Below are 17129 nucleotides of genomic sequence, written 5' to 3'. Positions count from 1 at the left end.
CCCCCTTCCGTCGCATTTGGCATCGGCTCAGTGCAAGCCGCAGCGACAAAAACAACCGTACGGCGGGGTGCTAACTTTTGCAAGCACTTGTTAGCGCAGGTCAGAACAGTAGCTGCGCCACCGAATAGATGACCAGGCCGGCCAGTGCCCCGACCACGGTGCCGTTGATGCGGATAAACTGCAGGTCACGGCCCACGTGAAGTTCGATTCGCCGGCTCGCCTCGTCGGCATCCCAGCGCTCGATGGTCTCGGTGATGATGGCTGTGATCTCCGTCCCATACTCACTCACCAGGTGTTGCGCGGCCCGCACGATCCAGTTGTCGACCTTGTCGCGCAGCTCCGAATCGTCGCGCAGGGACTCCCCGATGTGCACCGCCGAGTCGGCGATGCGGGCCCGCAGGGTGGAGTTCGGATCGTCGACGGACTCCATCAAGATGCGCTTGGCCGTCGTCCAGGCAGTCTCGGCCGCGTTGGCCACCTCGTCACGGGCCATGATCTGATCCTTCACGTTCTCCGCGCGTTGGATCGTTGCCTCGTCGTTCTGGAGGTCGGCGGCGAACTCGAACAAGAACTTGGTAGCCGAACGGCGCAGTTCATGGTCGGGATTGCGACGGACCTTGTCAGTGAAGTCCATCAGTTCGCGGTGGATCCGATCGCCGATCAGGCCGTCGACCCAACGAGGCGACCACGAAGGCGAGTCGCGCTCAATCACCCGCTCGATGACCTCTCCGGCGTTCAGTGACCACTCGAAGGCGCGGTCAGCGAGCAGTTGGATCAGCGCTTCCTGCCGCCCGGCCTCCAGCAGGGAAGCCAGCACCCGACCGATCGGCGGGCCCCACTGAGGCTGGGCAATGCGCTTGACGATCATCCGGTCGAGCACCTGCTGGACATCCTCGTCACGGAGCATCTCGACGAGCACCCGCAGCACTGTCGACGCCTCCGCCGCGACCCGCTCGGCGTGCGCGGGCTCCGACAGCCACTTACCGATCCGGCCGGCTACCTGAGCATCACCCAGTTTGGTCGCCACCACTTCGGGCGACATGAAGTTCTCCCGGACGAAGTCGCCCAGGCCCTCACCGAGCTGATCCTTCTTGCGCTTGATGATCGCCGTATGCGGGATAGGGATACCCATTGGATGCTTGAACAGCGCGGTGACCGCGAACCAGTCAGCAAGCGCCCCGATCATTCCGGCTTCTGCGGCTGCCCGGAGGTAGCCGACCCAGGGCGCGGCGCCGTGGGATTGCGCCCAGCTGCAGACCAGGAAGATGACCGTGGCGCCGAGCAGGAAGCTCAACGCGACTATCTTCATCCTTCGCAGGCTGCGTCTGCGTTCGCCGTCGGCGGCTGAGTCGGCGCCAACCAGCGTTTCGGCGAAGCTGGGACGCTTGCCGGGTGCCGGACCCCGAGCCGACCCGCCGGCGACATCCGGACCCCGAGCCGGCCAGCCGGCGACATTCAATCGATGTGCCACGCCCCCATCATCTGCTATTCCGGCATCCACCGGTTGCGAAGTTGTCAGCAGCCTGCACCTAAAGCCTGCACCCGCACCCTGTCGCCGTATCATCGATACGGACTAGGGAATGGATTACCGCGAACGTGGCACAACACTCCCCGCCGGGGGCGGTCAAGACCGATGGGCGTAAACGACGCTGGCATCGGCACAAGGTCGAGCGACGAAACGAGCTGGTCGACGGAACCCTCGAAGCTATCCGCACCCTCGGCAGCAACGTCAGCATGGACGAGATCGCCTCGGAGATCGGGGTGTCCAAGACGGTGCTCTACCGGTACTTCGTCGACAAGAACGACCTCACCACCGCGGTGATGATGCGCTTTGCCCAAACCACCCTGATCCCCAACATGGCCGCGGCACTGTCGTCGAACCTGGACGGCTACAACCTCACCCGCGAGATCATCCGGGTATACGTCCACACCGTCGCCAGCGAGCCCGAGCCCTACCGGTTCGTCATGGCCAACAACGCAGCCAGCAGGAGTAAGGCCGTCGCCGATTCCGAGCAGATCATCGCCAGGATGCTGGCGGTGATGTTCCGCCGACGGATGATCGACGAAGGGATGGACACCGGCGGCATCGGCCCGTGGGCGTTCCAGACCGTCGGCGGCGTGCAACTCGCTACGCACTCGTGGATGTCGAATCCGCAGATGACCTCCGACGAGCTGATCGACTACCTCACGATGTTGTCCTGGAGCGCGTTGTGCGGGATCGTCGAAGTGGGCGGCTCCCTGGAGAAGTTTCGGCAGATGTCCCATCCGTCGCCGGAGCTTCCGCCTCGGCTGCTTGACTAGGAGCATGAGCGAGCTTTCGGACTTGCCGTCGTTGTGGTCACACGAACCGCGCGTCGAGTTGATGTTCCGACCCGGGGACAGGGTCAGCGACATCGACGCCCGATCGACTCCCGGGTTTCGCGGAAAGAAGGCTGACGCGCCCACTCTGCAGGAGGAGCGCAACGTGCGCTTCGCCGAACTTCAGGAGATGCTCTACGCCAACAGCCGCTCCGGCGACACCCGGTCGGTGCTGCTCGTGCTGCAGGGCATGGACACCGCGGGCAAAGGTGGCATCGTCAAGCATGTTGTGGGGGGAGCCAATCCACAGGGCATCGATTACACGAGCTTCGGTAAGCCGACAGCCGAGGAACTGAGCCATCACTATCTGTGGCGAATCCGCAAGGCACTGCCCACCGCTGGACACATCGGTGTCTTCGACCGTTCCCACTACGAGGACGTGCTGATCGTGCGGGTGCACAACCTGGTGCCACCGGAGGTGTGGGAACCCCGCTACGACGAGATCAACGCCTTTGAACGCGACCTTGTCGACGGCGGCACGACGCTGGTGAAGGTCGCGATGTTCGTGTCGCTCGACGAGCAGAAAAAACGATTGGCCGAGCGACTCGAGCGCCCGGACAAGTACTGGAAGTACAACCCCGGCGACATCGACGAACGCTTGAAATGGCCGCAGTACAAGCAGGCCTATCAGGCGATGCTGGATCGGACGTCCACCGACTACGCGCCCTGGCACATCGTGCCGTGTGACCGGAAGTGGTACAGCCGGCTTGCCGTCACCGAACTGCTCATCGAGGCCATGAAGCGGCTCAACATGTCCTGGCCACCGGCGGATTTCGACGTGGCGGCCGAAGAGAAGCGGTTGGCCGCTTCCTAACCCTTGACCAGCGTGAATTGACCGACGTTGGTGATGCCGCGACGGAAGAAGTCCGCGCAACCCGTCAGATAGTGCATGTAGCGGTCGTACACCTCGGTTGAGGTCATCTCGATCGCCGCCGCTTTGTTGGCTTCCAGGTTGGCTGCCCATATGTCGAGCGTGCGGGCGTAGTGCGGCTGGAGAAGGTGCGTGCGCTCCAGAGTGAATCCGGCGCCGGCGGCGAGCTTCTCGATGTCTTCCACAGCGGGCAGCTGCCCACCGGGGAAGATCTCGGTGCCGATGAACCGCATGAACTTCAGATCGCTGATGGTGAGCTTGATGCCGTTGTCACGGAAGAACTTCTGCGTGTGGGCCAGAATCGTGTGCAGGAGCATGCGGCCATCGGCAGGCAGAATGCTGTAGGCACGCTCGAAGAACAGCGGGTAGCGCTCGGCCTTGAAGGCCTCGAACGCACCGATCGACACGATCCTGTCGACCGGCTCGTCGAACTCCTCCCAGCCCTGCAGACGCACCTCCGCGGAACGGCTGGTCGGCAGCTCGGCAAGCATCGCTTTGCTGTACTCGAACTGGTAGCGGCTCAGAGTGATACCGATGACGTTGACGTCGTACTTCTCGATCGCGCGGCGCAGCGCGCCACCCCAACCGCAGCCGACGTCGAGCAGCGTCATGCCCGGCTCGAGATTCAGCTTGCCGAGAGCGAGGTCGAACTTCGCGATCTGCGCCTCATCGAGCGTCATGTCCTCACGTTCGAAGTACGAACACGTGTAGCCCATGGTCGGCCCGAGGAACAGCGCGAAGAATTCGTTGGAGACGTCGTAGATCGACTGCGATTCCTCGTAGTAGGGCGAGAGTTCCGGCGTGGCACCCGACATACAACAACCCCTTGCCAGTTTTATCCACCGGTCAGAGTCGGCGTCCGGGCGCGACGTGGGCGTTAACGCCTGCGCACCAGACCGCGAGCTGAACCGGCAAGTCACACTTAGTGGTGATGAAAGATTAACCAACAGCCCGGGCAATTCCAAAGTGACACCCTGGCCTGGGCTGATGGGACTGGGCTGATCGGTCTGGGCTGATCGGCCGGTAGGTGTATCCGTCAGCAGGTGTATCAGTAGGTGTAGAAGCCCTTGCCGGACTTCTTGCCGAGCTGTCCTGCCTCGACCATGCGCTGAAGCAGAGCCGGGGGGCCGTACAGCGGTTCCTTGAACTCGTCGAACATCTTATCCGCGATCAATTTCAGCGTGTCGAGGCCGATCAGGTCCGATAGCCGCAGGGGCCCCATCGGATGGGACAGCCCCGCAACGACGGCTGTGTCGATGTCCTCGACCGTGGCGACGCCTGCCTCGGCCATTCGGATCGCCGAGAGCAGGTAGGGCACCAGCAGCGCGTTGACGACGAACCCGGACCGGTCGGTGCATCGCACCACCTGCTTGCCGAGCTTCTCGCTCGCGAACTTCCCGGTGCGCGCCGCGGCCTCGTCGGTGGTGACGAGTGTGCTGACCAACTCGACCAGCGGCAATATCGGCACCGGGTTGAAGAAGTGCAGCCCCAGCACGCGGCCCGGATTCTGGGTGGCCGCCGCGATCTTCATGATCGGGATGCTCGAGGTGTTCGACGCCAGCACTGCGTCCGGGTCGGTGATCACCGAGTCGAGTTCTGCGAACAACTTCGCTTTGACGCCCTCGTCTTCGATGATCGCCTCGATGACCAGTTGGCGATCAGCCAGATCGGCCAGGCTGGTGGTGAATCCCAGGTTGGCCAGCGCGGCATCCCGGTCGGTGGCGGAAAGCTTGCCCTTGGCGGCTGCGCGGTCCAGCGACGTGGTGATCCGGGCTTCGCCCGCGGCGGTGAGTTCCTCGGTGGGCTCGTAGACCAGGACTTGCGCGCCGGCCTTGGCACACACCTCTGCGATGCCTGCGCCCATCTGCCCGGCGCCGACGATTCCTACTCGCTCAATATCTGCCCGTTCAATGTCTGTCACGGTGCCCCACATTAACCGCGAGCAGACGCAAACTCGCACGCGCGGGGGGCGTTGTGTGCGAGTTCGCGTCTGCTCGACGGAAGCTGCCTAGTGCAAGCTGCTCAGTGGAACTGGCCCTCTTCGGTCGAGCCCGCCAGCGCGGTCGTCGACGAAGTCGGGTCCACCGTGGTGGCGATCCGATCGAAATAGCCGGCGCCGACCTCTCGCTGGTGCTTCGTCGCTGTGTAGCCCCGCTCCTCGGCGGCGAACTCGCGCTCCTGCAACTCGACGTAAGCACTCATCTGGTTGCGGGCGTATCCGTGCGCCAGATCGAACATCGAGTAGTTGAGGGCGTGGAAACCGGCCAGCGTGATGAACTGGAACTTGAAGCCCATCGCGCCCAGTTCGTTCTGGAACTTCGCGATGGTCGCGTCGTCGAGGTGCTGGCGCCAGTTGAACGATGGCGAGCAGTTGTAGGCCAGCATCTGGTCGGGGAACTCGCCCTTGACGCCCTCGGCGAATTTCTTGGCCAACTCCAGATCCGGGGTGCCGGTCTCCATCCAGATCAGGTCCGAGTACGGCGCGTAGGACTTGGCGCGGGCTATGCAGGGCTCGAGGCCGTTGCGCACCCGGTAGAAGCCCTCCTTGGTGCGCTCGCCGGTGATGAACGGCTGGTCTCGCTCGTCGACGTCAGAGGTGATCAGCGTGGCTGCCTCGGCGTCGGTGCGGGCAATGACGACCGTCGGGACGTCAGCCACGTCAGCAGCGAGCCGGGCGGACGTCAACGTGCGGATGTGCTGTTGAGTGGGGATGAGCACCTTGCCGCCGAGGTGGCCGCACTTCTTCTCCGAGGCGAGCTGGTCCTCCCAGTGCGAACCGGCGACACCCGCGGTGATCATGGCCTTCTGCAGCTCATACACGTTGAGTGCGCCACCGAAGCCGGCCTCACCATCAGCGACGATCGGGGCCAGCCAGTTCTCGACCGACCGGTCGCCCTCGACCTTGGCGATCTGGTCGGCGCGCAGCAGCGCGTTATTGATCCGGCGGACCACCTGCGGCACCGAATTCGCCGGGTAAAGGCTCTGGTCGGGGTAGGTGTGACCACTCAGGTTCGCGTCACCGGCGACCTGCCAGCCGGACAGGTAGATGGCCTTCAGACCCGCACGGACCTGCTGCACCGCCTGGTTGCCGGTCAGCGCGCCCAGGGAGTTCACGTAGTCCATGTCGTGCAACTGCTCCCAGAGCACCTCGGCACCGCGTCGGGCCAGCGTGCTCTCCTCCACGACGTGGCCCTGCAGGGCGACGACGTCGGCGGGGGTGTAGGTGCGGGTGACGCCCTTCCAGCGGGGGTTGTGGTCCCAGTCGTGCTGGATCTGCTCGGGTGACTTCGGCGTGCCAACGGTCGACATTGACTGCTCCTTCTTATTACATTTCGCTGAGGGCCACTTGAGCCCCCGCGGTTGTTAACATTCCCGACGCCTTCACCGGCGTGCTACCTAGCAGGATGCACCACCACATAACCGCAGGTCCACCCGTTTCCATTGCCAACTTTCGCCAACCAACAGCGATAAATTGCAAAGATTGCGAAGACGACCAGGGTTACAGCGGCTCAGTAGCTACTCATTGGTAACCCAATATTCGCAGGTCAGTACGCTTGTACTGTTCAGCCGGCGTGATTCAGAGGGCGAAGAGCGAGGCGACGGCTTTGGTCTCGTCACCGACGGCATATGTGAGCGTTGTAACAGTGCGGTCGGCCAGGTCCGGGCCGAACCGGTCGGTCGATCCGGCCGGATGCACGTGGGTGATGATTTCCAAGTTGTCGCCGAGCGCCACCGGAAGATCGTGCTCGATGGTCACGCGCAGCGGCCGAGTCAACAAGTCGGGGTGGTCGGCCAGGTAGTCCTCGACGACGCTCCAGTAGACCGAGTTGTTCACGTGGTCGAAAATGTCGATGTCGCTCACGCGGACCGGGTAGGCCCGGACGTCCACAGCGTCTTCGCGGCTGCCGGCCTTCAGGTAGGCCTTCCACCTCAGCCGGTCGACCTCGGTAGTGCGCTGCAGACCCTCGATGAAGTCGTCGGCGATACGCGCCGGCCCCTGGGTTTCCCGGTTGATGTTGATCCAGAACGCCTCTGATTCCATCAGGCCGCCATTCCGCAGTCCATCGATACGAACCCGCATCTCGCACCACCGGTTGGACGTTCCCGAGCACCAGCGCCGCAACCGCAGCATGTCCTTGAACTCGATGGGTCTGATCAGGTCGACCATCGTGCGCCGCACGATCCACATGGGGTGGGTTTCCTCGAAGCCCATCTCGCGAAGCTGGTCCGAGCCGACATCCTGGATATGGCGGGCCGCTGCGTCGAACTTCAGCCGACCCACCCGGTCGATGTCGGCTACCCGCAGCGGCCACTGGATGTCGAACACGTCTGGGTGCGGATCCGGTACCTGCATCATTGCCTTGCCCAGGCCTGCCTGGAGGCCCCTGGCCGGACCGGCGGTACTCACGGACCCCGATATTGCCACACCTCCCCCGATTGCCGATGACGGCCGATTGCCAACGATGCGAAGGGCGCCTTCGCAACTGTGCTAGTCCCGACTAAACTGGTTTATCGTGGCCAGAACGTTCGTCGGCGCCCGCGTGCGGCAGCTCCGCAGCGAACGCGGATTCAGCCAGGCCGCACTGGCACAGATGCTGGAGATCTCTCCCAGTTATCTCAACCAGATCGAGCACGACGTCCGGCCGCTGACCGTGGCGGTGCTACTACGCATCACCGAGGCGTTCGGCGTGGACGCGACGTTCTTCGCCTCCCAGGACGACACCCGGCTGATCGCCGAGCTGCGCGAGGTGATCATGGACCGCGACCTCGACGTCACCGTCGACCCGACCGAGGTCGCCGGCATGGTCGGCGCGCACCCGGCGCTGGCGCGCGCCATGGTCAACTTGCATCGCCGCTACCAGCTGGCCACCACCCAGCTCGCAGCGGCCACCGAGGATCGATTCAACGCGGGCAGTGCCGGCGCGGAAGGAAGCGGCTTCAGCCCAGGGTCGGGATCCATCACGATGCCGCACGAAGAGGTGCGCGACTACTTCTACCAGCGCCAGAACTACCTGCATGAACTCGATACCGCAGCTGAGGGGCTCACCGCTGGAATGCGGATCCAGCGGGGCGACCTCGTTGGAGACCTCGCCGACCGGCTACGCATCGTGCACGGAGTCAGAATTGTTCGTCGTATCGACCTCGACCAGGGAGTTCTGCACCGGTTCGACCCAGGGTCGAAAACGCTCGAGATCAGCGCCCACCTGTCGTCGGGCCAGACGGCATTCAGAATGGCCGCCGAGCTGGCCTACCTGGAGTGTGGCGAACTGATCGACAAGCGGGTCGACGAAGGCCACTTCACCAGCGCGGAGTCCCAGCGCCTGGCGCGCTTGGGACTGGCGAACTACTTCGCCGCCGCCACGGTGCTGCCGTACGGACAATTCCACGAAGTAGCAGAGAAGTTCCGTTACGACGTCGAGCGGCTCTCCGCGTACTACTCGACCAGTTACGAGACCATCTGCCACCGGCTGTCGACGCTTCAGCGGCCGTCGATGCGTGGCGTCCCGTTCTCGTTTGTCCGCGTCGACCGAGCCGGGAACATGTCGAAGCGCCAGTCCGCCACAGGTTTTCACTTCTCCTCGAGCGGCGGAACATGTCCGCTGTGGAACGTCTACGAGACGTTCGCCAACCCTGGCAAGATCCTCGTGCAACTCGCCGAGATGCCCGACGGGCGCAGCTACATGTGGGTGGCGCGGACCGTGGAGCGGCGGGCGTCGCGATATGGTCAGCCGGGTAAGACGTTCGCGATCGGCCTCGGCTGCGAACTGCGCCACGCGCAGCGGCTGGTCTACTCGGAAGGACTCGATTTGGTCGGCGCCCCGAATGTCCCGACAACCCCCATCGGCGCCGGCTGCCGGGTGTGCGAGCGCGACAACTGCCCGCAGCGCGCGTTCCCGGCGCTGGGCCGTGCCTTGGACATCGACGAACACCGCTCGACGGTGTCTCCGTACCTGGTGAAGCTGTCGTGAGCACGCGGGACGAACGCGCGCGCGAAGAGCCGGCCCCACCCGCCCGAATCGAGCCCGGCGGCTTCCGCGAGTTGGGGCCGATCGGCTGGGTGATCGCCAATCTCGGCGCGCGGGGAATCCGGGCACCACGGTTCAGCCTGTTCAACGTGCTCGGCCGCCACCGGCTGCTGTTCCCGGTGTGGCTGCCGCTGTCGGGCTACCTTCTCTACGCGGGCAAGCTCTCTAGACGCGACGCCGAGACGGTCATCCTGCGGGTGGGCCATCTGCGCGAATGCGAGTACGAACTGCAGCAGCATCGCAGGCTGGCCCGCAGCCGTGGGCTGGACGCCGAGGTACAGGCCAGGATATTCGAGGGGCCCGACGCCGAAGGGCTCACCGACCGGGAGCGGGTGCTGATCACCGCCACCGACGAGTTCGTCGTCACCCGCGGGGTGTCGCCGCAGACGTGGCAGGCACTCGCCGGGCATTTCACCCAGCCGCAGTTGATCGAATTCTGTCTGCTCGCAGCTCAATACGACGGGCTCGCCGCGACCATCAGCACGCTGGGCGTGCCGCTGGACTTCCCGGACTGACCGAGCCGCTACAGGTACGTCACACCCAGCACGGTCAGCGACAGCAGCACCGGTGACACCGTCAGTGCCCACAGGAAGACCGCCCAGGCTTCACCCGTGCGCGTCTGCTGTTTCCACTGCCGCCAACCCACCATGCCGGCGGCGATACCGACGGCCAACGACACCGCGGCGATGACCAACACCCAGGTGGATCTGTCTGTCGACGCGATAGCAGCGGAGATGCCGACCAGCCACAGGATGTGGCCGACCACCAACCCGCCGATACCGGCGACCAAGATGGCTCTCAATTAGAAGTTGATCATGTGGCCGGCCAACCCGTGGAAGCACTCTTGCAACGCTTCCGACATCGTCGGATGCGTGTGCACGTTACGGGCCAGTTCGTTGATGGTCAGATCCCACTTCTGGGCCAGCGTGAGCTCTGGCAGCAACTCGGAGACGTCGTGCCCGATCAGGTGCCCACCGATCAGTTCGCCGTACTTGGCGTCCGCGATCAGCTTGACGAAGCCACTCGGGTCGCCCACCCCGTGCGCCTTGGCATTGGCAGTAAACGGGAACTTCGCGACCTTGACGTCATAGCCCTCCTCGCGGGCCTGCTCCTCGGTGAGTCCGAAGCTGGCGACCTGGGGCTGACAGAACGTCGCGCGCGGCATCATTCGGTAGTCACCGAGCGCGAGCGTCTCGGCGCCGGCGATGGTCTCGGCGGCCACCACACCCATTGCCTCGGCCACGTGCGCCAACTGCAGCTTGGCGGTGACATCGCCGATCGCGTAGATGTGACCCACATTGGTGCGCATGTAGTCGTCGATGCCGATCGCCTTGCGGTCAGTCAGCTGCACGCCCGCCTTGTCCAGGCCGTACCCCTCGACGTTGGGCGCGAAGCCGATGGCCTGCATCACCCTGTCGGCCTTGAGTTCCTCGGACTTGCCATCCTTGCTGATCGTGACGGTGACCGAACCCCCGTTCCCACCGTCGGTGATCGACTCGACCTTGGTGCCGGTGAGGATCTTCACGCCGAGCTTCTTGTACTGCTTCTCGATCTCCTTGGAGACCTCGGCGTCCTCGTTGGGCAGTGCGCGCGGCAGGAACTCGACGATGGTGACGTCGACGCCGTAGTTCTTCAGGACGTAGGCGAACTCCATGCCGATCGCGCCGGCACCGGCGATGATGAGCGATCCCGGCAGCTCACGGTCCAGTATCTGATCCTCGTAGGTAACGACGTTCTCCGACAACGACGTGCCGGGCACCAGCCGGGTACTGGAGCCGGTCGCGATGATCGCGTGGTCGAATTCGACGGTTTCGGTTCCGCCCTCGTTGAGGTCGACCTCGATGCTGTTGGGGCCGGTGAACGCGCCATAGCCATGAATCTCGGTGATCTTGTTCTTCTTCATCAGGAAGTGCACTCCCGTGACGCGGCCGTCGGCTACTTTGCGGCTGCGATCGAATGCGGCGCCGTAGTCGAAACTCACCTCACCGCTGATGCCGAACTGCTTGGCTTCCTTGGCGAAGATATGTGCGAGCTCGGCATTGCGCAGCAGGGCCTTCGACGGGATACACCCGACGTTGAGGCATACGCCGCCCCAATACTTTGGCTCGACGATGGCGGTTTTGAGTCCTAGTTGAGCGGCGCGAATGGCTGCGACGTATCCGCCGGGGCCGGCTCCGAGAACAACGACGTCATAGTGGGTCACGATTTCCTACCCTAATGGCCGAGGCTCGAACCTCACCGCTTTATCGTCGTCCGACTACCAACACCGTCGAACTCCTCACCGCGGCTCGTCCCTCACCGCTCTATCGTCGTCCGACTACCAACACCGTCGAACTCCTCACCGCGGCTCGTACCTCACCGCTCTATCGTCGTCCGACTATCGGCTGATCCAACCGAACACGTATCCGCCATACAGAACCGCGGCCGCCGCGGTCGACGCGTACGGTGCCGACATCAGCGCGATGGCTGTTGCCGATGCCACCGGCCGGTTCTGCACCATGGCGCTGAGCAGACTGCCGACGATGCACGACACCAGGTAGACCAAGACCACGAAGACCGGCATCGTCTTGTCCAGCGATTGGTACCACCAGTAGTACAAGCCGAGCCCAGCCGCAGCTGCGACGATCCACACGCCGGCCACGATGAGCACCAACCTCCACCGATTGAGGTAGTGGTCGACGCTGGGAGCGATCATGCCTTGTGCGTGTTCAGGCGGCTGAACCGCGGGTTCGATCGGCTGCGTGGGCTCGTCTATGAGCCCCTGCGCGGTGACCGAGCCGGTGAACTCGGGCATGAACGGCTGGGTGTTCTCACCGATGAGCCACTGCCGATCGCCGTCAGGCACTGGAAACCACCTGGACCGCGGCCAGTGTTGCGAACCACCCCGGCCCCATCGCGAGCAGTAAAGCTCCCACTGCGGTGATCCAGCGCCTGCCCGACACCATGATCGTCAGCAGACCGACCACAGTGGGCACGCCGATCACCAGGGCGATGACGATGTCGGGCCGAACCGGCGCAGTGACCTCGACACTGGCAGCGACCGCAGCGATGATGCCGGCGGCGACACCCACGATCATCACCCCGGCTAACACCGATGCGCGCGGCAGCGGAATCACGTCCTCGACGATAACGCCGCACGGGCTACAAACCCGGGCGGCGCGCGGGTCGAGCGTGGGTCAGGACCCGGTGACCGGGCGCGAGCTGGGGTTAGCTCCCACCTGCGGGCAGGCATCTGGGGCCTCCGCGACGACATGGGTACCGTTCGACGGCGGGCACACACCACGCTCGAAGTCCACGCCAGTCACCGGTGGCACCCCGGCCAGAGCTTTGTTCTCACCGTCGGTGAACGCGCGGCCGCGGGACAAGAATCTCATTCCCTCGGGGGCCTCCAGGCTGAACCCACCGCCCCGGCCCGGCACCACGTCGATCACCAACTGGGTGTGCTTCCAGGCGTCGAACTGGGGACCGGAGATCCACACCGGCACCCCGTCACCGATGTCGAGGACTGCCAGCAGGATGTCTCGGTCACCCACCAGAAAGTCGCCGTCTGGGTAGCACATCGGCGAGGAGCCATCGCAGCAGCCGCCGGACTGATGGAACATCAGCGCGCCGTGGCGGCTCTGCAGAAGACGCAACAGGTCCACAGCGGCCCCAGTGACCAAGGCCCGGTGCGGGACGCCTGGAAAAGGTTGCGGTGCAAGCATGGTTGTCTCCCCGGCCGCTGTTCTCGCAGTATCGTCGCCCACCACCGTAGTTTCCCGACCAGTATCGCGACGCGTGCTCACCATCTGGGCCCCGCAACTGAGAGGTGGCCGAGGGACGGCGACGGGCAGCCGCCACAATGGCTGCTGTGGCAGACACGCCTGATGTGGCAGAGACCCAACAACCCGACCCGTACCTCTGGCTCGAAGAGATCAGCGGCGACGATGCGCTGACGTGGGTCCGAGCACACAACGAAACGACCATGACCCAACTCGGTGGCGATCGTTTCGAACAGATGCGATCCGACGCCCTGGAGGTGCTCGACACCGACGCCCGGATCCCCTATGCGCGCCGCCGCGGCGAATACCTCTACAACTTCTGGCGTGATGCGGCCAACCCACGCGGGCTGTGGCGGCGCACCACGCTGGAGAGCTACCGCACCGAGCAACCGGACTGGGACGTCATCATCGACGTCGACCAATTGGCAACCGATGACGACACCAACTGGGTGTGGGCGGGTGCCGACGTCATCGAACCGGATCATTCACTGGCACTGATCAGCCTGTCTCCGGGCGGCTCGGACGCCGCCGTGGTGCGCGAGTTCGACATGCACACCCGAGAGTTCGTCGACGGCGGTTTCCAACTACCAGAGGCCAAGTCGCAGATCAGCTGGCAGGACAGAGACACCGTCCTGGTGGGTACAGATTTCGGGGAGGGCTCCCTGACCGACTCGGGGTATCCCCGCGTGATCAAGCGATGGCGGCGCGGCCAGCCGCTGACGGCCGCCGACACCGTGTTCAGCGGTGCGCCGACCGACGTCATCGTCGCGGCAAGCGTCGACCGGACCGTCGGCTTCGAACGCACGGTGATAAGCCGGGCGCTGGACTTCTTCAACGAGGAGGTCTACGAGTTACGGGACGGCGAGCTGATCCGTATCGATACGCCGACCGATGCAAGCATCTCGGTGCACCGGGACTGGCTGATCATCGAATTGCGCACCGAATGGAGCTACCGCCTCGGAACCGGCGACAGAACTTATCCGGCCGGCTCGCTGCTGGCGGCCGACTACGACGAGTTCCTCGCGGGCACAGCCGAATTGCAGGTGGTATTTGCTCCCGACAAGCACACCTGCCTGCACCACTATGCGTGGACGCGCGACCGTCTGATCGTCGTCACGCTCGCCGATGTGGCCAGTCGGGTGGAGGTGTTCACGCCTGGAACCTGGACTTCCGAACCGGTGCTGGGCCTGCCGGAGAACACCGAGACCACGATCGTCTCGGCTGACAGCCTGGGTAGCGAGATTTTCGTCGACTCGGCGGGCTTCGACACTCCATCGCGTCTGCTGTACGGAGCATCCGGTCAAGCGCCTCTCACACCGGTCAAGCGGGCTCCGTCGTTCTTCGACGCCAACGACATCGACGTGACGCAGCACTTTGCCACTTCCGACGACGGCACCGCGATCCCGTATTTCGTGGTCGGCCGTCGGCAGCCCCAGGGCCCGGGCCCCACGCTGCTCGGCGGGTACGGCGGCTTCGAGGTGTCGCGTACCCCAGGCTACGACGGGGTGCTGGGCAGGCTGTGGTTGTCCAGAGGAGGCACGTATGTGCTGGCCAACATCCGTGGCGGCGGCGAGTATGGACCCACCTGGCACACCCAGGCCATGCGCGCCGGGCGCCACCTGGTGGCCGAGGATTTCGCCTCGGTTGCAAGGGATCTGGTGTCGCGCGGTATCACCACTGTCGAGCAGTTGGGGGCGCAGGGTGGCAGCAACGGCGGCTTGCTGATGGGCATCATGCTCACCAAGTACCCCGAGTTGTTCGGCGCACTTGTCTGCAGCGTTCCACTGTTGGACATGCGGCGCTTCCATCTGCTGCTGGCAGGCGCCTCCTGGGTCGCCGAGTATGGCGATCCGGACAATCCCGAAGACTGGGAGTTCATGTCGAAATACTCTCCGTACCAGAATATTTCGGCGAACCGCCACTATCCACCTGTGCTCATCACCACGTCCACCCGCGACGACCGGGTGCATCCCGGTCATGCGAGGAAGATGACTGCGGCACTGGAAGCCGCGGGACAGCCGGTTCAGTACTACGAGAATATCGAGGGCGGTCACGCAGGCGCGGCAGACAACGCCCAGACCGCGTTCCGCGCTGCGCTTGTCTACGAGTTCCTCCTGCGCACCCTGCAAGGAACCGGCCGCAGGTGACTACGCTGGAGGACGACCCCACTACCCGAGGAACAACATGAGCTGGTCAACGAACGATATGCCCGACCTCCAGGGCAAAGTCGCCGTAATCACCGGAGCCAACGGCGGGTTGGGACTGGCCTCCGCGAAGGCGCTGGCCGGCAAGCGCGCGCACGTGGTGATGGCGGTTCGCAACCAGGCCAAGGCAGCCGACGCGCGCGCCGAGATCCTCGCGGCACACCCCGACGCCTCTCTGGAAATCGTTGAACTCGACCTCGGATCGCTGGCCTCGGTCGACAAGGCCGCCGACGAGATCGCCGCCAAGCACGACCACATCGACATCCTCATGTGCAACGCGGGCGTGATGGCCATGCCGCAAGGGACTACCGAGGACGGCTTCGACACCCAGATGGGCGTCAACGTGCTCGGCCATTGGGCCCTGATCGCCCGCCTGCTCCCTATCCTGGTCGCAACGCCCGGTGCGCGCGTCGTGACCCTGTCGAGTACCGCCCAACACATGGGCCGGGCCATCGACCCCGCCGACCCGCACATGCAGAAGAACTTCGACGAGTGGCGCATGTACGGCCAGACCAAGCTGGCCATGCGCCACCTGGCCGTCGGCCTACAGGCCCAGTTCGACAGTGCCGGCGTCGACGCCAAGGCGCTGTCCGCGCAGCCGGGAATGACGAACTCCGATCTGCAGACCACCACGATCCAGGCCCAAGCCGGGGCCGGTCGGCTGGGCAACTTCTTCGAGAAGTGGACCAAAGCCGCGGGCATGTCGACCGATCGCGGTGCGCTGAGCCAGCTGCGGGCGGCCGTCGATCCGGAGGCTCCCGGCGCCGGGTTCTACGGGCCGCTGTTCGGGACGCACGGTCCCCCGGTCCGCAAGCCGTTGATCCGGCCGGGCGGCGAGGGCGCCGTCGAAGCCCTGTGGCGGGTCGCCGAACGAGAAACCGGCAGGAAGATCGACGTCAGCGCCGCCGCAGGCTGACCTTTTGCCGGGTCCCCTACTCATTGCCAGACTGGCCGGTAGCGCCGATTCCACCGACGGCGTGCGCCCCCGTCGGACACACTCTTGATCCATGGCGACAGATTTCGAGACCCTGCTGTACAAGACCGATGGTTCGGTGGCGACCATCACCCTGAACCGGCCCGAGCAGCTCAACACGATCGTTCCCCCGATGCCCGACGAGCTCGAAGCCGCGATCGGGCTCGCCGAACGCGATCCCACGGTCAAGGTCATCGTGCTGCGCGGCGCCGGCCGGTCGTTCTGCGGTGGCTACGACTTCGGCGGCGGTTTCCAGAAGTGGGGCGGACCGATGAACACCGACGGCCGGTGGGATCCGGGTAAGGATTTCGCCGTTGTCAGCGCCCGGGAGACCGGTCCCACTCCGAAATTCATGGCGATCTGGCGGGCCTCCAAACCGGTCATCGCCCAGGTGCACGGCTGGTGCGTGGGTGGCGGCAGCGACTACGCGCTGTGCGCCGACCTGGTCATTGCCAGCGACGATGCGGTCATCGGCACCCCGTACGCCCGCATGTGGGGCGCGTACCTGACCGGTATGTGGCTGTATCGCCTGTCCCTGGCGAAGGTGAAGTGGCACTCGCTCACCGGTGAACCACTCACCGGAAAGGAAGCCGCCGCTATCGAACTCATCAACGAATCGGTGCCGTTCGAGCGCCTGGAGGCCCGCGTCGCCGAGGTTGCCACCAAACTTTCGCGCATTCCACTGTCGCAACTCCAGGCGCAGAAGCTCATCGTCAATCAGGCCTACGAGAACATGGGACTGGCGTCGACCCAGACACTCGGTGGAATTCTCGACGGCCTGATGCGCAACACCCCCGACGCCCTGACGTTCATCGACACCGCGAACACCGAGGGCGTGCGGGCGGCGGTCCAACGCCGCGACGGCCCGTGGGGCGATTACAGTCAGGCACCCCCGGACAGACGACCAGATCCGACCCACGTGATCGAGCCCTGACT

At 64.6% G+C, this 17129-nt stretch carries 17 protein-coding genes; 7 read left to right on the top strand and 10 right to left on the bottom strand.

Annotation, left to right across the window (positions count from 1 at the left end; translation table 11 throughout):
- Positions 1 to 100 precede the first annotated feature (100 nt).
- On the bottom strand, positions 101 to 1471 hold the full coding sequence (locus ACPGXI_RS01370) for a DUF445 domain-containing protein (protein ID WP_526649032.1): 1371 nt from the start codon (positions 1469 to 1471) through the stop codon (positions 101 to 103).
- Positions 1472 to 1596: 125 nt separating this feature from the next.
- Between ACPGXI_RS01370 and ACPGXI_RS01365 the strand changes: the two genes are divergently transcribed.
- A complete protein-coding gene (locus ACPGXI_RS01365) occupies positions 1597 to 2301 on the top strand; it encodes a TetR/AcrR family transcriptional regulator (RefSeq protein ID WP_526649030.1) in 705 nt (234 codons plus the stop codon).
- Between the two features lie 4 nt (positions 2302 to 2305).
- A complete protein-coding gene (locus ACPGXI_RS01360) occupies positions 2306 to 3172 on the top strand; it encodes a polyphosphate kinase 2 family protein (protein ID WP_526649028.1) in 867 nt (288 codons plus the stop codon).
- Here ACPGXI_RS01360 and ACPGXI_RS01355 read toward each other — a convergent pair.
- From ACPGXI_RS01355 to ACPGXI_RS01340, 4 genes are all read right to left on the bottom strand, one after another.
- Positions 3169 to 4044: a cyclopropane mycolic acid synthase family methyltransferase gene (locus tag ACPGXI_RS01355; protein WP_526649026.1), complete on the bottom strand. Its 876-nt coding sequence runs from the start codon at positions 4042 to 4044 to the stop codon at positions 3169 to 3171. The genes ACPGXI_RS01360 and ACPGXI_RS01355 overlap by 4 nt on opposite strands.
- Positions 4045 to 4277: 233 nt before the next feature.
- Entirely contained in the window at positions 4278 to 5141 is an 864-nt protein-coding gene (locus tag ACPGXI_RS01350; protein WP_526649147.1) for a 3-hydroxyacyl-CoA dehydrogenase family protein, read from the bottom strand.
- A gap of 110 nt (positions 5142 to 5251) precedes the next feature.
- Entirely contained in the window at positions 5252 to 6538 is a 1287-nt protein-coding gene (gene aceA, locus ACPGXI_RS01345; RefSeq protein ID WP_526649024.1) for an isocitrate lyase, read from the bottom strand.
- Between the two features lie 268 nt (positions 6539 to 6806).
- Entirely contained in the window at positions 6807 to 7586 is a 780-nt protein-coding gene (locus ACPGXI_RS01340; RefSeq protein WP_526649145.1) for an acyl-[acyl-carrier-protein] thioesterase, read from the bottom strand.
- Positions 7587 to 7743: 157 nt separating this feature from the next.
- On the opposite strand from ACPGXI_RS01340, the gene ramB reads away from it, so the two are divergent.
- On the top strand, positions 7744 to 9198 hold the full coding sequence (gene ramB, locus ACPGXI_RS01335) for an acetate metabolism transcriptional regulator RamB (protein WP_526649022.1): 1455 nt from the start codon (positions 7744 to 7746) through the stop codon (positions 9196 to 9198).
- Positions 9195 to 9770 carry a carboxymuconolactone decarboxylase family protein gene (locus ACPGXI_RS01330; protein WP_526649020.1) on the top strand — a complete coding sequence of 192 codons (576 nt, stop codon included), beginning with the start codon at positions 9195 to 9197 and terminating at the stop codon, positions 9768 to 9770. Before ramB ends, ACPGXI_RS01330 begins: the two co-directional genes overlap by 4 nt.
- An 8-nt stretch (positions 9771 to 9778) precedes the next feature.
- Here ACPGXI_RS01330 and ACPGXI_RS01325 read toward each other — a convergent pair whose 3' ends face one another.
- From ACPGXI_RS01325 to ACPGXI_RS01305, 5 genes are all read right to left on the bottom strand, one after another.
- Complete coding sequence (locus ACPGXI_RS01325; RefSeq protein WP_526649018.1) at positions 9779 to 10057, bottom strand: hypothetical protein; 279 nt, start codon at positions 10055 to 10057, stop codon at positions 9779 to 9781.
- Positions 10058 to 11458, bottom strand: a complete 1401-nt coding sequence (lpdA, locus tag ACPGXI_RS01320; RefSeq protein WP_526649016.1) for a dihydrolipoyl dehydrogenase — start codon at positions 11456 to 11458, stop codon at positions 10058 to 10060.
- 174 nt (positions 11459 to 11632) lie between these two features.
- The gene (locus ACPGXI_RS01315) at positions 11633 to 12100 is read right to left on the bottom strand and encodes a hypothetical protein (protein WP_526649014.1); all 468 of its coding nucleotides are present in this window, start codon (positions 12098 to 12100) and stop codon (positions 11633 to 11635) included.
- Positions 12093 to 12371 carry a putative holin gene (locus tag ACPGXI_RS01310; RefSeq protein WP_526649012.1) on the bottom strand — a complete coding sequence of 93 codons (279 nt, stop codon included), beginning with the start codon at positions 12369 to 12371 and terminating at the stop codon, positions 12093 to 12095. Before ACPGXI_RS01310 ends, ACPGXI_RS01315 begins: the two co-directional genes overlap by 8 nt.
- A 60-nt stretch (positions 12372 to 12431) precedes the next feature.
- Complete coding sequence (locus tag ACPGXI_RS01305) at positions 12432 to 12959, bottom strand: DUF779 domain-containing protein (protein WP_526649010.1); 528 nt, start codon at positions 12957 to 12959, stop codon at positions 12432 to 12434.
- 137 nt (positions 12960 to 13096) lie between these two features.
- Here ACPGXI_RS01305 and ACPGXI_RS01300 point away from each other — a divergent pair, with 137 nt between their 5' ends.
- The 3 genes from ACPGXI_RS01300 (at position 13097) to ACPGXI_RS01290 (ending at position 17127) form a co-directional block, all read left to right on the top strand.
- Positions 13097 to 15163 (top strand): prolyl oligopeptidase family serine peptidase, encoded by a 2067-nt coding sequence (locus tag ACPGXI_RS01300; protein ID WP_526649008.1) that lies wholly within the window; start codon positions 13097 to 13099, stop codon positions 15161 to 15163.
- Between the two features lie 37 nt (positions 15164 to 15200).
- Positions 15201 to 16136, top strand: a complete 936-nt coding sequence (locus tag ACPGXI_RS01295) for an SDR family NAD(P)-dependent oxidoreductase (protein WP_526649006.1) — start codon at positions 15201 to 15203, stop codon at positions 16134 to 16136.
- Positions 16137 to 16227: 91 nt separating this feature from the next.
- On the top strand, positions 16228 to 17127 hold the full coding sequence (locus tag ACPGXI_RS01290) for a crotonase/enoyl-CoA hydratase family protein (RefSeq protein WP_526649004.1): 900 nt from the start codon (positions 16228 to 16230) through the stop codon (positions 17125 to 17127).
- Positions 17128 to 17129 lie beyond the last annotated feature (2 nt).

This window comes from Mycobacterium sp. (assembly GCF_049608025.1).
GTDB lineage: Bacteria > Actinomycetota > Actinomycetes > Mycobacteriales > Mycobacteriaceae > Mycobacterium.
The sequence above is the reverse complement of the archived record's forward strand: the minus strand, read 5'-3'. Positions and strand labels throughout refer to the sequence as shown.